This window comes from Streptomyces niveiscabiei, assembly GCF_001419795.1.
GTDB classification, from domain to species: Bacteria; Actinomycetota; Actinomycetes; order Streptomycetales; family Streptomycetaceae; genus Streptomyces; species Streptomyces niveiscabiei.
In genome coordinates, this window is sequence record NZ_LIRL01000007.1 from 1 (window position 1) to 17059 (window position 17059).

General features: G+C 72.7%; 2 protein-coding genes. Both read right to left on the reverse strand.

The window, feature by feature from the left end:
* Window positions 1-2116, reverse strand: a 2116-nt coding sequence (fabD, locus tag AOK24_RS00350) for an ACP S-malonyltransferase (RefSeq protein ID WP_240553587.1), incomplete at its 3' end; no start/stop codon positions are given.
* Window positions 2113-17049, reverse strand: coding sequence for a non-ribosomal peptide synthetase (locus AOK24_RS47185; RefSeq protein ID WP_055717997.1), 14937 nt, complete (start codon window positions 17047-17049; stop codon window positions 2113-2115). The genes AOK24_RS47185 and fabD, both read right to left, overlap by 4 nt.
* Window positions 17050-17059: the final 10 nt, after the last annotated feature.

Consider the following 17059-nt stretch of genomic DNA (forward strand, 5'->3'; position numbering starts at 1 on the left):
ACGCCGGGCTGATGGCGGGGGCTGAGGGCTCGGCGACTGCCGGACGCTCGACGGGAGCCGCGCGCTCGACGATTGCCGCGCGCTCGGCGGCTGCCGGGGACGCGGCGGTCACCGGGGCCACGGTGTACGCCGGGTCCTGGGCCCGCGCCGGCTCCGACACCCCGCCGGGCCGACCGGCGACCGGTGCCGCCGCTCCCCCGGTCAGCGTGGTCGTCGCGACACCCCTCACAGGCCCAGCCGACGCCTCAACGCCCGCCGTCTGCCGCTGCGTTGACGCCCCGCGCTCTCCCAACTCCTCCACACTCATCGGCGCGACCCCCGCCCGCACCTTCGCCACCATCTTCTGAAGCGTCCGCCCCGGCCCCAGCTCGACGAACTCGAAGTCCCCTCCGGCCATCAGCCGCCGTACGGTGTCGACCCACCTGACCTGCCCGACGATCTGCCCGGCGAGCGTCTCGCGGATGCGCTCGGCGTCGTAGGGGCGCGCGTCGACGTTCGCGATGACCGGGATGCGGGGCGCCCGGAACTCGGTCGCGTCCAGGAGCCGCCGGAACTCGTCGGCGGCGTCGCGCATGTACCGGGAGTGGAAGGGCGCGCTGACGTTGAGGACGACGACCTGTGCCCCCCGGTCCTCGAACAGGGCGCGGGCGCGCAGGAGTTCGTCCTCGGGACCGGCGAGGACGATCTGCTCGGGGCCGTTGTGGTTGGCGATGTCGATGCCGGTCAGCCCGGCGTCGGAGAGGCCCGACCGGACGGTGTCGAGGTCCAGGCCGAGGACGGCGGCCATGCCTCCGCCCGAGGCGCGGCCCATGAGTTCACCGCGCCGGGCCACGAGCCGCAGCCCGGTGGCGAAGTCGAAGACCCCGGCGGCGAACAGGGCCGCGTACTCACCGAGGCTGTGCCCGACGAGGAAGTCCGGCGGAACCGGGTCCTCCGCGCTGCGCCGGAGATAGGTGAGCGCCTCGACGGCGTACAGCGCGGGCTGGGTGAACTCGGTGCGTTTCAGGCGCCCTTCGGGGTTGGCGAGGCACAGCTCGCGCAGGGAGTAGCCGAGGATCTCGTCGGCCTGGGCGACGAGGTCGGGGTAGGCGTCGAAGAGGTCGGCGCCCATGCCCTTGACCTGGGAGCCCTGCCCGGGGAAGCCGAACACTTTCACTTTGCTGCCGCCTTTCGCTGGGGCGCGGTCCCTCACGAGGGCCAACTGCCGTGTGTCACGGGTGAACGGGGTGAGCAGCGCCATCGACTCGGAGCCCGTGCCGGGGCGGGCGGCGAGGTTGGCGCGGACGAAGTTGTGGAGGGTCCCGGAGGGTCCGGCGTCGAGGTAGAGGTACGGCCCCGACGCCTCCAACTCCCTTACGGTCGCCGCGAATTCGATGGGTTCGCGCGCGACGCGCCACAGGTGCGCGGCACTGACCTCGGTGAGCGGCCCGGCGGTGGCGCTGGAGACCAGCGGGACACGCGGCGCCTTGAACTCGGCGTCCGCCCAGACCGCGTCGAAGGCGTGCCGGGAGGGGTCCATCAGGCGGGAGTGGAAGGCGTGGGCCACCGGGATGCGCTGGTGGGCGATCTCCCGTTCCAGGAGGAGCGCCTCGGTGCGGTCCAGAGCGTGCAGGGGTCCGGCGACGACGTAGTGGGCGTCGTAGTTGTGGGCGGCGAGCTCCAACTCCCGGTGCAGTTCCGGGTCCTGGTGGTACAGGGCCGGGTCGGTGAGGACGGCGAGCATGCCGCCGGGTGCCGACTCGCCCGCCGAGTGGGCCATGCCGACGAGCCTGCGCAGGCAGTCGCCGGGTTCGAGGACCCCGGCGAGGACGGCGGCCGTGAACTCGCCGAGGCTGGCGCCGAGAAGGAGGTCGGGGACGACGCCGTACGCCATGAGGGTCTCGGCGAGGGCGAGTTCGACCATGACGATCGCCGGGTGGGTGACCGCCGTGTCGGTGAAGGGTTCGGAGACGCGGCGGGCCGGGTCGTAGAGGCGGGCGACGACGGAGGTGTCGAGTTCGGCGTCGAGGCGGTCCAGGGCGTTCCTGAACACCGGTTCCTCGTCGTAGAGTTCGCGGCCCATCTGGTAGGTCTGCGAGCCCTGGCCGGAGAACATGAAGACGGTCCGCACGGTCATCGGCCCCCGTCCGCACCGGGGTGCCAGTGCCGTTCACGGGCGAACGGGTACGTCGGCAGCGGCACCCGGCGCGGGCGCGCACCGGGCCACAGGCGCCGCCAGTCGAGGTCACCGCCTGCGGTCCAGTGGTCGGCGAGGTCGGTCAACCGGCCGTCGGCGAGCCAGCGTTCGATGTCCTGCGGGGTTCCCGGAGCGCCCCAGGGATTCCCGGCGCCACCGGCGAGGTACTTCTCCAGCGCCCGCTGCAACTCGCCCAGGTCCCCGGCGACGAACGCGGCCCGGCTCGCCATCGGGACGCGCCCGACCTGGAGGGTGTGGGCCAACTCCGCGAGGGACGGCGTCCGTTCACCGCCCAGGAAGGCGAGCAGCCGCTCGGCCACCTCCCGCAGCCTGTCCCCGTCCCGCGCCGACAGCGGCACGATCTGCGGCCCGGACAAGGCCGGTCGGGCATCCGGCGTGTACTCCTCCAGCACGACATGGGCGTGCGACCCGGTGGCGCCGTACGAGCTGATCCCCGCGCGCCGGGGAGTCCCCGACTCGGGCTCGGGCCACGGCCGTACGTCGTGCTGGAGCCTGAACGGCGTGTCGTCCAGGCTCAGTAGCGGGTTCGCGGTCTCGGAGTGCAGCGTCGGCACCAGGGTGCGGTGGTGGAGTTGCAGGACCGCTTTGGTGAGCCCGGCGACGCCGCCCGCCGACTCGGCGTGCCCGATGTTGGACTTGACCGAGCCGAGCGCGCAGAACCCGGTGTCGCCGGTGTGGCGGCGGAACGCCCGTACCAGGCCCTGGAGTTCGATCGGGTCGCCGAGTTTCGTGCCCGTGCCGTGCGCCTCGACGCAGCCGATCGTGCGGGCGTCGATGCCCGCCTTGTCCAGCGCGTCGGAGACCACGGCGGCCTGGGCGACCGGGCTCGGTACGGTGACGCCGCTGCCGGCACCGACGTGGCTGACGGCGGTCGAGCGGATCACGGCGTACACGTGGTCGCCGTCCCGCTCGGCCGCGTCCAGGGGCTTCAGGACGACGGCGCCGACGCCCTCGGAGGAGACCCAGCCGTCGGCGTCCGCACCGAAGGAGCGGGAGCGGCCGGTGGTGGAGTGCATGTCGACGGCGCCGTACGTGTGGTACTTCGCGGGGTGCAGCGACAGGTTCACACCGCCCGCGATCGCGACCTCGCTCTCACCCCGGGCGATGCTCTCGACCGCGAGGTGCACGGTCGTGAGGGAGGCCGAGCAGAGGGAGTCGACGGCCATGCTCGGGCCGTGGAAGTCGCCGACGTACGAGACGCGGTTGGCGATCATGCCCTGGTTGAGGCTGACGGGGAGCCGCTTGCCGTCGGCCTCCGCCGCCTGGGCGCCGATCAGGGCGTAGTCCTTGTGCATCGCCCCGGCGAACACGCCCACCGCGCGCCGCCGTTCGGGGCCCCGGGGCTCGACCAGGGTGGCGGGGGTGTAGCCCGCGTCCTCGATCGCCGCCCAGCAGGTCTGGAGGAACAGCCGCTCCTGCGGGTCGGTGATCTCCGCCTCGGCGCGGGGGATCCGGAAGAACTCCGCGTCGAACCGGTCGGCGTCGGAGACGAACCCGCCCCAGCGGGACGCGGTCCGCTCCGCACGCCACTCCCAGCGGTCCGCCGGGATCTCGGTGACGGCGTCGTGGCCCTCGACGAGGTTGCGCCAGAAGGCGGTCACGTCGTCGGCGCCGGGATAGCGGCCGGCGAGGCCGATCACGGCGACGGGTACGGGGCCGGACACGGGGCCGGGCTCATGCGAGCGCACGGCTTTCCGGGCTTGCGCGACGGCGGCTTGCCGATCCGCTGTGCCAGCGGCTTGCCGCTCTCCTGCGTGGTCGCTCGGCCGTCCTCCCCCGGCATCCGCCCCCGGCAGCATCCGCCGCGCCAGCTCAGGCCGCTTCAACGCGGCCCGTCCGCCTCCCGGACCGCTCCAACCCTCCACCACCGCATGCGCGTTGGTCCCCCCGTCGGCGAAGCAGCTCACGGCGGCGACGAGCGGCGCGTGAGGCCAACTCCGCGTCTCCCGCGCGAACATGAACGGCGTGGCCGCGAAGTCGAAGTGCTCCGGCGGCTCCTGCCCCGACAGGAACGGCACCAACTGCCGTTCCCGCAGCATCAGGACGACCTTGATAAGTCCGGCGATCCCCTCGGCGCACTGCGGATGCCCGATGTTCGGCTTCACGGACCCGAGGCTGCACGCGGCCCGCGAACCGTCCCGGTACACGGCCTGGATCGCCTTGAGTTCGACGAGGTCGTGCACGGCGGACCCGGCCGCGTTGGTCTCGATGTGCGTGACGTCCTCGGCCCGCTTCCCGCTGCGCGCCAACGCCTTGGCCATCACGGCCCGTTGAGCGACCGGGTTCGGCGAAGCGGGCCCGGCCGTACGCCCGTCGTTGTTGACGGCGATCCCCTTCAGCACCGCCTGCACCCGGTCCCCGTCGGCGAGGGCCCGGTCCAGCGGCTTCAGTACGACGACCCCGGCGCCCTCCGCGAGCACGGTCCCCCGCGCGCGCCGGTCGAAGGCGTGGAACGCGGGTTCGGGGCTCAACACCCCGCGCTGGTCGAAGAGTCGGTGCCCGGCGTCGTCCGCGAGGAGCGTCACCCCGCCGACCACGGCCGCCTCCGCGTCGCCGTCGCGCAGCGCCTGCGCGGCGGAGTGCAGGGCGACGAGGGCCGAGGAGCACGCGGTGTCGACGACGACGCTGGGTCCGCGCAGGTCGAAGAAGCGGGACACGTTGGCGGCGAGGTAGTTCTGGCCGACGGCGACGATCGGGTTCCGGGTCCGGCTGAGCGTCTCGTCGTCGGGGAGATGCCGGCTGCGGGCACCGACGTACACACCGACCTCCTGCCCCTTGACGTCGGCGGGCGCGTACCCGGCGTCCGCGAGCGCGAACAGCGTCTCCTCCAGGAGGACCAGCGCCTGCGGGTCCATCGCCTCGGCGTCCTCGTCGGACAGCAGGAAGTACGCGGGATCGAACCCGTCCCGCTCGACGAGCCCGGCGACGAGACTCCCGTCACCGCCCCAACGCGCGGGCGGGACAGGGGAGATGGCCGAACGCCCTTCGCTCAGCAGCTTCCAGTACGCGTCGAGGTCGGGTGCACCGGGGAAGCGGCCGGACATGCCGATGACGGCGATGTCGTGGGGGCGGGTGTCGTGACGTACGGGCGGCACAGGATCGACGGCGTCGTGCTGGGCCACCGGCACCGCTGCCATGCCGCCATCGCGGGGCCGGGTGTCGTGCGGCGCCCGTTCATCAACGGGCCGAGCCTCCGCAGCGGGCCCGGGCTCAAAAGGGCCCGCGTCTTCAGCCCCTCCCTCGCCCGCGAACGCCGCCGCGAACTCCCCGGGATGCTCCGCCGCCAGCCACCCCACGAACCCTTCGACCGTCGGATGCTCGATGAACGCCGTCGGATCGACCTCCACCCCCAGCCGTCCCCCGACCTTCCGCAGCAGCTGCACCATCACGATCGAGTCGGTCCCGAAGTCCTCGATCGGTACGTCGACGGCGAGTTGACCGGCGTCGAAGTGCAACTGCTCGGCGATCAGCCCGAGAAGCCAGGAACCGGCGGCCTCGACGGCCTCACCCCCGACCGGCTCGACCACGACCGGCTTCCCAGCACCGACCGGCTTCCGTACGACCACCTCAGCCCGCTCCGCCCCGATACGGCGCCCCGTCAGCAACTCGGGGCTCCAGTCGGCGTCGTGGACCACGGCAGGCAGCACGACAGGCCCGGCGCCCCGGCGCAGCAAGTGATCCAGCAGAGCCGTCCCCTCGGCCTCGGTCACACTCCCGAGCCCGGTGCGAAGATAGGCGGGCCCGGGGTTCTCGTCCCCCATCCCGACCCCGCTCCACGACGGCCACTGCACACTGAGCAGCGGCAGCCCGTGCGGCCGAGCGGCGGCGAGGTAGTCCTGATAGGCATTGGCCATGGCGTAGTCGCTCTGCCCGACAGCCGCGCTCGGCACGGCGGCGGCGACGGACGAGCAGATCGCGAAGAACCGCAACGAATGCCCGGCGAAGGCGGCCACCAGGGCATCGAGCCCGGCGACCTTGGGCGTCACGACGGCCCCGACGGCGTCCCCGGGCTTGCCGACGAAGGCGAGGTTCTCCCGGTCGGCGACCCCGGCACAGTGGATGACACCGCCGACGGCCCCCGACTCCCGTACGACACGCTCCAGTTGCCCCGACGCCGAACCGTCCAGCGGCAGGGACACCACTCGCACGTCCGCCCCGGCCCGCTCCAGCCCGAGCAGCGCCTCGAACCTGGCGTCGTCACCGCGCCGGGCCTCCCACTCCGCACGGTCGGGGAACCGGCTCCGCCCGATCAGCACGAGCCGCCGAACTCCCCAGTGCTGTACGGCATACCGGGCGAAGGCGAGCCCCAGACCGCCGGTCCCGCCGGTGATGAACAACGCCTCGTCGGCCCCGAACTCCCCGCTGAAGGGCGGCAGTCCGCCGACTCCGGGGTTCTCCCGCAACACCGCCCGCTGCCGCTGCCCGGCGCGGTGGCGGACCTCCGGTTCCTCTCCGGCGTCGGCGAGTTCGGCGACGAGCTGCCGGACGGCGGTCACGTCGTCGTCCAGCGGGTCCAGGTCGACGTGCCGGGAACGGACGTTGGCGTACTCGCTCTGGAGCATCCGGTACAGCCCGGCGCGCTCGGCGCCCGCGAGGTCGATCCGCTCGCCGCCCTCCAACCCCCGGGTGACACCGAGCAGCACGACCGGTTCGGCGGCCGAGGCGCGAGACACGAGGCGCTGGAGCCACGGCAGCCAGGCGTCGCCGCCGTACGAGCGCCCGCCGACCGGTCCGGTGTGCGCGCAGCCGGTCAGGTCGACGCAGGCACGGAAGCGGTCGGGGTGGGCGGACAGGTCGGTGACGACCTCGGCGTCCGGCAGTTCACGGGCGAGGCGATCGGCGAGGGCGCGCGAGCCGGGGGTGGCCAGGAGGGCTACAGGGCTGGGCAGTTGGCCTCGAGGGCCTGCGGCGGCGGGCTCCCACTCCTTGGTGAGCAGCCGCGTCCCGGCCGGGGGCTGCGCGGCGACGGGATGGTGCTCGTCCAGGTATGCCGCGAGGTCCCGGATGGTCGTGTACTCGAACAACAGCGTGGGCGGCAGGCTCTTGCCGAGTTCCCGCTCCAACTGCCCGACCAGTTCCAGCACGCTGACCGAGTCGATGCCCAACTCGTAGTAGCCGACGGTGGGTTCCAGCTCCCCGGCGTCCCGGTTCAACGCGTCCGCGATCAGCCGCCGTACGCGATCCTCGGTGACCGTGAGCGACGTCCCGCCAGTCGGCACGCCCGTCGGACGCGGCGCCTCGGAGCGGATCAACTTGCTGGCCATGCCCCGCAGTTCGGCGATCTTGCGCCCGTCACCGGACAGGAACTCGACGGTGATGCGGGCGATCTCGTCGCGACGGCTCACCGAGGACCGCAACACCCGTGCCGTACAAGCACCGTTGAGCGGAGCCGCCGCACGGAACGACTCCACGTACATCGGCAGGAAGAACCCGCCCTCGGCCACGTCCGCCAGCAACGCACCCGCCGCCACCGCGCCACCGAGCATCAGCCCGGGATGGAAGAGGTGCCCACTGCCGGCGGCACCCGGCGGTGGGGTCAGCTCGGCGATCAACTGCTCCTCGTCCCGCCAGACTTGCCCTCCGGCCCGCACGGCCCCGCTGTAGACCTGCCCGAGTCCGGCGTCCCGGTCGTACACGGCGCCAAGGTCCTGGCCGACGGCCGACGGCGACGGAACGGCAGGGGGCTGAGCCTCAGGGAACCTCACAGCCTCCGTCGACACCAACTCGGCGGTGGCGTAAGCCTGTCCGCTCTGCTCGGCGATATGGATCGTCCACCGGTCCGGGGCGGACCGCTCGGCATCCAGGGTGATCCGGACGGGGGATTCGGCGGTGACCGCCAAGGGACGCAGGACGGTCAGATCGCGCAGCTCCAGGCTGTCGTACGCGAACCCCTGCTTGCGGAACGCCTGGTGGACGAGGTCGACATAGGCGAGGGCGGGCAGCAGGAGCCGGCCCGCCACGCGGTGCCCGGCGACGACAGGGGTTGCGGACGTGAGGGTGAACTCCTCCTTGACCCTGACCACTTCGGGGGCCTCGGTCACAGCCGACCCGTACCAGCACCGCACCCCCGCGAACGGGTACCCCGGCAACTCCACACGCGGCGGCGGCACTTCGTACAGCACACGCCAGTCCACAACCTCACCGGCGGCCCAAGCGGCAGCCAGCGCACGGGGTTCCGAACCGGACGCGGCAGCACCCCGCGCGTTACGCCGCACGACTCCGGTCCAGACGCCCGGAATCTCGGCGTCCTCCTTCACGAACGCGTCCAGCCGCCCCAGGAGTTCGGCACGGTCCTCGTACACCACGGCGACCCGGTGGGCCATGGCCTCGCGCCCCGTCTGAAGGGTGTACGCGAGGGACGCCGGATGCGTGTCCTTGCCGTCGGCGCGGAGGAAGTCCGCCAAGTCGGCGGCGTACGCACCGAGTTGATCGGCATCGCGGGCTGACAGGGTGCACACGTACGGAGTGACGGCCTGCGGGTTCGGTCGGGGGTGGGCCGGCACGTACTCCTCCAACAGGACATGGGCGTTGGACCCGCCCGCACCAAAGGCACTCACAGCAGCCGTGCGCGGCAGGGGACGCCCGCCCGCGTCGACGCGAGGCGCCCATTCGGTGAGGTCGCGCTGAACGCGCAGGGGCGCCGACTCGAAGTCGATGTTGGGATTGAGCGGGTCGGCGTGCAGCGAGGGAGCGAGTTGGCCGTGCCGGAGCTGGAGCAGCACCTTGGTGACGGCGGCCATCCCGGCAGCCGACTCCGCGTGACCGATGTTGGACTTGACCGAGCCGATCGGGATCTTCCGCCCGCCGAGGTCCTGGCCGCCGAACGCCCGCAGCAGGCCGGTGACTTCGATGGGATCGCCGAGAGATGTCCCGGTGCCGTGGGCCTCGATGTAGTCGAGGTCGGCGGCAGTCCACCCCGCCCGTTCGAGCGCCGTACCGATCAGGTCGCCCTGCGCACGGGCGTTGGGCACGCTGAACCCCTTGCCCGCGCCACCGTGGTTGACGGCGGACGCCTTGACGACGGCGAGGATCCGGTCCCCGTCACACTCGGCGGCGGACCGCCGCTTGAGCAGCACGGCCCCGGCACCCTCGGCGGGCACGTAGCCGTCGCCGTCCGCGCCGAAGCTCCGGCACCGCCCGTCCGTGGACAGGAACCCGCCCCGGCTGAGCTGGAGGTACTTGAGCGGATGGCTGGAGATGTTGACGCCGCCCGCGACGGCCGTGTCGCAGTCCCCGGCCCGGATCGCCTGCGCGGCGAGGTGCATCGCTGTGAGGGAGGACGAACACATGGTGTCCAGGCCGACGCTGGGCCCGTCGAGGTCGAAGAAGTACGAGACACGGTTCGCGACGGACGCGTACGACGAGGAGGTCGCGGCCCCTTCACCGCGCAGCGCCTCTTCGACGCCGTACAGCTGGTAGTGGCCGTACATCATGCCGACGAACACACCGGTACGGCTGCCGGCGAGCGCGGAGCGGGTGACTCCGGCGTCCTCCAGGAGGTGCCAGACGGTCTCCAGGAAAATGCGCTCCTGGGGGTCGATGTGTTCGGCCTCGACCTGGGACATCCGGAAGAACAGGGGGTCGAACCGGTCGACGTCCCGCAGGAACCCGCCCCACTTGGAGTAGGACTTGCCGACGGCGTCACGGTCGGGGTCGAACCACCGGGCGTGGTCCCAGCGGTCGCCGGGGATCTCCTCGACGGAGTCGACGCCTTCTCGGAGGTTGCGCCAGAACTCCCTTAGGTCGTCGGCGCCGGGGTAGCGACCGCTGACGCCGATGATGACGATGTCGTCGTCGGACACGCTCGCCGGCACGGCGGACCGGGCCTCTCCCGAACCGGCGTCCGCCACCGGCTCCTCGACCACCGAGTCCGCAGCCGAAGCCGGAGCCGGGCCCTCCACCAACTCCGCGAGCTTCTCCCCGTGTTGCTCCACGAAGTACCCCGCCAACTCGGCCACCGTGAAGTACTCGAAGAACAGCGTCTTCGACAACTCCCCGAACCGTGCCTCCAGTTCCCGGGTCAGGCTCAACACCAACAGCGAGTCGATCCCGTACCGATCGAACTGCTCATCGGAATCGATCTCCTCCACCGGCATCTTCAGCTCACCGGCGAGCAGTTCACGCAAGAACCCCTCAGCCACCTCCTGAAGCGCGGCACCCCCGACATCAGCAGCCCGGCGACCGGCATCGGCCGACCCCCCGCGCGGCGCCGCATGCTCACTCTCCAGCGCCCGTTGGATGACCCCGGCATCCCCGGCAGCGAGCAGCAGCCGAGGCGCGGCACCCCCCAACGCCCGCTCAAGCCCGTCGAGCGCGACCCCGGTGGCCAGCGGCCCGAACCCCAACTCCCGCCGCATGGCCTGCTGGGCGGCCGTGTCCATGGTCATCCCGCCGTCCCGCCACAAGGGCCAGTTGACGGAGAGACTCAGCCCGAACCGCTCGCCCCGGGCGCGGAGTTGCTCGCGCCCCAGGACGAAGTGATCGAGGTAGGCATTGGCGTAGGAGTAGTCGGACTGCCCGACGCTGCTCAACGCGGCGGCGGTCGAGGAGAACGCGGCGAAGTACTCCAGTTCTTCTTCCCGGGTCTCCTCGTCCAGCCACCGAACGCCCAGCATCTTGGGGGCGATCACGGCATCGGCCTCGTCCCGGTTCTTGCACAGCACGAACCCGTCCCGCAGCACTCCGGCCGCGTGCAGCACCCCGGCGATCCGCCCGGAGTGCTCGCGGGCGGCGTGGACCAGCGCGGCGACATCCTCGCGCCGGGTGACGTCGGCGGCGACGTGCAGAATCCGCGCCCCCGTACCCGCGAGCCGGGCCACCCGCTCCACGACCTCGGCCGAAGGCTGGTTCCGGGAGGCGAGGACGATGTCCGCACCGTGCGCGGCGAGCCGCTCGGTGAGGTGCAGCCCGATCCCCCCGGTCCCTCCGGTGACGATGTGCGCGCCGGGCGCGGCGAACACCCCGGAGCCCGCAACGGGAAGCTCCGCCGGGCGCCACGCGCCGACGAGCCGCCGTACACCGTCCGCACGAACCTCGACAGGCGCCTCGGCACAGCCCAGTTCGGCGGCGATGACCGCCACGAGGTCGGCGTCCGCAGGGCACGCCACCGCACTCATCCGCAGCCCCGGATACTCCCCCCGCACGGCCCGCGCCAGCCCGCTGATCGCGGCATGCTCAGGCGCGCCCTCGGGGTGGACGTACAGATACCGGGCCTCCCCACCGCTGCGCGAGATCCACGCCCGGCACAGCGCGAGCGCCTCATGGAACCCGTCACCCGCCAGATGGACGATCCCGACGGGCCCGGCCAACTCCGACGGCTCGAACCCGGCACCGGGCTCGACGCTGACGACCCGGGCCCCGGTCCGCTCCGCGACCCGCGCCCCGATCCCCCGCCGGGCCCCGTCGACCAGCAGCACGGTCCTGGGCGGCGCGGCCGGCGCCGGTGCGCTCTCCCGCCAGTACGGCTCGAAGGCGACCAACGGCTCGTCTCCGCTCTTCGCGGAGGGCAGCGCCCGCAGGGTGAACCGCTCGATCCGGGCGGCCACCACCCCGTCGTCGTCCGTCACCAGGATGTCGAAGACCCTCACGCCGGGCGTCGAGCCGTCGTCGGTACGCCGGGCATGCGCATGCCCGCTCTCCGGCAGCCGCTCGGCGAGCAGCTCGACGGCCCCCACCGAGTACGGCAGATGCGCGGGCGCGGCGGGATCGTCCTCGCCCGTGGCGATGCTTCCGGCGGTCTGGAGGGCCGCGTCCATCAGCGCGGGGTGGAACCGATAGTCTCCGGCGTCTTCCCGCAGGTGAGCGGGGGTGACGAGCCGTGCGAGGGCCTCCCGGTCGCCGGTCGCGAGCCACTCGACGACCTGGAAGGAGGGACCGTAGTGGAACCCGGTCGCGTCGACGCGCCGGTAGTACTCGGCCCCGGTGGTCCGCCCGGAGCAACGCCCCTCCACCGCGCCGAGATCCAGCGTCCGCCGCTCCCCCTGCGCTGCGGTGACGACCGTACCGGTGGCATGCGGCCGTCCGCCCCCGGTGAGCACCTCGAACCCGGTGCGCCCCGGCTGCCGGTCGAGCTTGATCCGTACGGTGACGTCTCCCGTGCCGGTACGGATGGGCGCGGCCCAGGTGACGTCCTCGACCCGCTTGGCCAACTGCCCGTCGCCGCGTGTGAGTTCGGCGGCGGCGCGGGCCATCTCCAGCAGGACGACGCCCGGCAGGATCGGGGTCCCGTCGGCGAGGTGGTCGCGGAGGTAGAACTCGTTTCCGGTGAGGCGCTTGGCGCACTCGCCGGGGTCGACGGTATCGAGGAGGGGATGCGCCACTGTTGCGGCGGCGCCGCTCTCCACCCAGTGCCGGGCCCGGTCGAACACGTACGTGGGAATCCGCACCCGGCGAGCCCTGTCGGCGAGCCCTGACCAGTCGAACTCCTCGCCCTCCACCCAGAGTTCGGCGAGCGCTTCGAGCTCGTGCTCGGCGATCAGCGAGTCCAGGTACCGCAGCCAGGACGCGCTCTGCGCACGCCCCTTCCCTGCCCGGCCGCTGTGCCCCACCGGTTCCCCGGCGGCGAACGCGTCGAGCGCGGCGAGCGCCTCCGCCCGGTCGCCGGCGACGAACGCGAGCCGCTGCGGCATGGGTTCACGGCCGACCCGGAGTGTGTGGGCGACGTCCGCGAGCGACGTGCGGCCCTCGCGCAGGTGCGCGGCGAGCCGTCCGGCGTACGCGGTCAGTGCCGTCTTGCTGTGCGCGGAGAGGACCAGCAGCACCGGCCCGCCCTCATCGGCGCCCGCAGCCTCCAACGGCGCCTCTTCCAGCACCAGATGGGCTCCCGCCCCGCCGAACCCGAAGGAGCTGAGTCCGGCCCGGCGCGGCAGCGACCCGGCGCGCTCCCAGGGGGTCGGCTCGGTGACGATCCTGAACGGCCCCCCGTCCAGGTCGAGATAGCGGTTCTCCTCGACGACGTGCAGGCTCGCCGGGATCATCTCGTGCCGCATCGCGAGGACCACCTTGAACAGCCCCGCCATCCCGGCGGCGCCCTCCAGGTGTCCCACGTTGCTCTTGACCGACCCGAGGCCGACCGTCGGTACGGCGGGCAGCGGGCGCCCGGCGTCCTCGTACAACTGCGTGAAGGCGGTGCGGAGTCCGGTCACCTCGATGGGGTCGCCGAGCGCGGTGCCGGTGCCGTGGGCCTCGATGTAGCCGACGGCTGCCGGGTCGGTCCCGGCGCTGCGGTGGGCGCGGGTGATGACCTCGGCCTGGGCGTCGGGGCTGGGCGCGGTGAGGGAGTTGGTGCGTCCGCCGTGGTTGACGGCGGAGCCCCGGATCACGGCGTGGACGGGGTCGCCGTCGCGCTCGGCGGCGTCAACTGCCTTGAGGACGACGGCTCCTACGCCCTCGCCGCGTACGTATCCGTTGGCGCGGCTGTCGAACGCCTTGCAGCGGCCGTCCTCACTGAGCATCTCGTTCTTGCTGAGGGCGACGTACAGGGACGGGTCGAGGATGAGGCTGACGCCGCCCGCGATGGCGAGGTCGCAGGAGCCGTCGCGCAGCGCCGAGACCGCCTGGTGGATCGCGGTGAGGGAGCTGGAGCAGGCGGTGTCGACGGCAACGCTGGGCCCGCGCAGGTCGAGGAGGTAGGAGACGCGGTTGGGGATGATGGACAGGGCGGCGCCGGTGATGGTGTGGCCGTCGGTCTCCTGTCCGGCGGCGCGCTGGACCTCCAGGTAGTCGGAGTTGGTGACGCCGAGAAAGACGCCGACGCGGCGCCCGGCGAGTTCGGAGGGCCGGATCGCGGCATCCTCCAGCGCCGTCCACACGGTTTCGAGGACCAACCGCTGCTGCGGGTCCATGAGCCTGGCTTCGCGCGGCGAGATTCCGAAGAACTTCGCGTCGAACCGGTCGACGTCCGGGACGAACCCGCCCCAGCGGGAGCGGGACCCTTCGGCGGCACGCCAGTCCCAGCGGTCGGCGGGGATCTCCTGGATCAAGTCGTCGCCGTCGGCGAGGTGTTGCCAGAAGGCGTCCAGGTCGGGGGATCGGGGGAGGCGTCCGGCCATGCCGACGACGGCGATCCCGGCGCTGTTCTCGGTCCGGGCGGCCTCGACGGGGGCCGCCTGGGCGGCCGAGGTCTGGGCCCCGAAGCGGGCGCGCAACTCCGGGTGTGCGTGCAGGAGATGGGCGGCCATGCCGGTGACGGTCGGGTACTGGTAGAAGGCGGTCGGGTAGACCTCGACGCCGAGCACGGTGCCGATGCGGGTGCTGAGCGTCGTGAACCCGACGGAGTTCAGGCCGAGTTCACCGAGCGGGCGGTCCTTCGGGACGCGGTCCTCGGCGACTTCGGCGACCTCGGCGACGAGGCGGGCCAGTTCGCCGACAAGAGGGCTGTCCGGTACGGCTACAGCTCGCGCTGTGCCCGACTCGCCGTACGCCGCGCGCAGTTCGTCGAGGGGGGCCGATCCGAGCCGTACGCGGTCCGTCTTGGCGTTGAGTGTCTGCGGGAACTCCCGCAGCGGGACCAGCACATCGGGGACCATGTACTCGGGCAGCCAGGCGCCCAGCGGCGCCGGGTCGACCGGCTCCCCGGTCCCGGTGTAGAAGCCGCGCAGCATGACCCCGTTGCCGCCCGCGGCTGCGGCCGGTACGACGACGGCCTCGGTGACCCCGGCCAACCTCCGCATGGCCGCCTCGACTTCGCCGGTCTCGACGCGGTAGCCGCGCACCTTGACCTGGGTGTCCGCGCGGCCGAGGTATGCGAGCGTGCCGTCGGGCAGGGCGCGGACGAGGTCGCCGGTGCGGTAGAGGCGCGGGGAGAGGTCGGGGGCGATGAGGTTGGGGACGAAGCGTTCGGCGGTGAGGTCGGGGCGGTTGACGTATCCGGTCGCCAATCCGTCGCCGCCGATGTGGAGTTCGCCGGGGACGCCGGGCGGGACCTGCTGGCCGTGCGCGTCGAGGACGAGGAGCTGCGTGTTGGCGACGGCCCGCCCGAGGGTGACCGGGCCGCCGGGGGTGAGACGGCCGACGGCGGACCAGATGGTCGTCTCCGTGGGGCCGTAGAGGTTCCAGGCGGTGCGAGTGCGCTCGACCAGGGCGTCGGCGGTGTCCTGGTCGAGCGCCTCTCCCCCGCACAGCGCGGTGAGCGACGGGTCGCCGGCCCACCCCGTGGCGAGGAGCATCTTCCAGGTGCTCGGCGTCGCCTGCATAGCGGTCGCGCCGCACCTCTCCAGGTGGCGGCGGAGTTTGACGCCGTCCTTGGCGACGTCGGCGGGCGCGATGTCGACCCGCCCGCCGGTGATCAGCGGCAGGTACAGCTCCAGCGCCGCGATGTCGAAGCACACGGTCGTCAGCGCGAGCAGCGTGTCGTCCTGCCCGAACCCGGGCTCGTCCTTCATGGAGACGAGGAAGTTGACGAGCGCCCGGTGCGGTACGGCGACTCCCTTGGGGCGCCCGGTGGATCCGGACGTGTAGATGGTGTACGCCGTGTCGTCGGGCCCGGCGGCCCGCCCCGGGATGTCGGCCCGCCCGGTGAGCTGGTCGACCCGGAGCCTCGGTACGGTGATCCCGCCGAGCGCGCTCTCGGCCGTGGCGGTGGTGAGGACGAGGTGGAGTCCGGCGTCCTCGGCCATGTAACTCAGCCTGTCCACCGGGAAGGTGGGGTCGAGGGGGACGTAACTCCCGCCCGCCTTCAGCACCGCGAGCAGCGCGACGGGCAGGTGGCCCCGCTCGACGAGGACGCCGACGGCGCGGCCGGGCCGTACGCCCTCCGCCCTCAGGTGTCCGGCCAACCGGTCGATCTTCTCAGTCAGTTGACGGTACGTCAGGGGCTCGATGTCGCTGGTGACGGCGAGGGCGTCAGGGCGGCGAGCGGCCTGCTCCTCGACGAGGTCGGGGAGGGTCCGTTCACGCGGGTAGGGGCGGCGTGCCTGCTCCCACTGCCGCTCGATCTGCCGCCGTTCGTCGCCGGTCAGGAGCGGCAACCTGCCGACGGGGCGGGCGGGTTCGGTGAGCGCGGACCGCAGCAGGGCGAGGAAGTGCTCGCCGAGGCGGCGCACGGTGGCCTCGTCGAAGAGGTCGGGGTCGTACTTGAGGGTGTACGCGCAGTCGGCGGCGCCCTCGACGACCTCCAGGGTGACGTCGAACTCGCCTTCCTGGTGCACCCCGTGGAACACCTCGCGCACCGGGTCGCGGTCGCCGGGCTCCACCCAGTTCTGGAAGTAGAACGCGGTCCGGAAGAGGTCGGCGGTGTCGGTGCGGCCCGCCTGGCGCAGGGTCTCCGCGAGGGTGATCAGCGGGAGGTGGGCGTGTTCCAGGGCTTCCAGGACCGTGCGGTGCACCTGGCCTGCGAGGGTGCCGAAGTCGTTCTCCGGGTCCACGTCGGCCTGGAGGACCACCATGTTCATGAAGTAGCCGAGGGTGTCCTCGAACCTCGCGGACGGGCGTCCGGCGGCCGGGGTGCCGACGCGGATGCCGCGCTGCTGGGTGTAGCGGTGGAGCAGGGTGAAGTAGCCGGAGAGCAGGACGGCGAACAGCGAGGTGCGCTTCTCGGCGGCGAACCGCCGTGCCAGGTCGACAAGTTCGGCGTCCATCCGGCCCTCGACGGCGGCACCCCGGTAGCCGGGGACCTGCGGGCGCGGGCGGTCGTAGGGCAGGGCGAGGGGCTCCGTGGCCGCGTCGAGGCGGCGCAGCCAGTAGGCGCGCAGCCGGTCGCCCTCGGGGCCCGCGAGGAGGTCGCGCTGCCAGGCGGTGAACTCGGCGAAGGTCGCCTCGACGGGGGCCGCGCCGGGCCAGCGTCCGGCTCGCGCCTCGCGGTAACCGGCGGTGAGTTCGCGCAGGAACGCGGCGATGGAGACGCCGTCGAACACGATGTGGTGG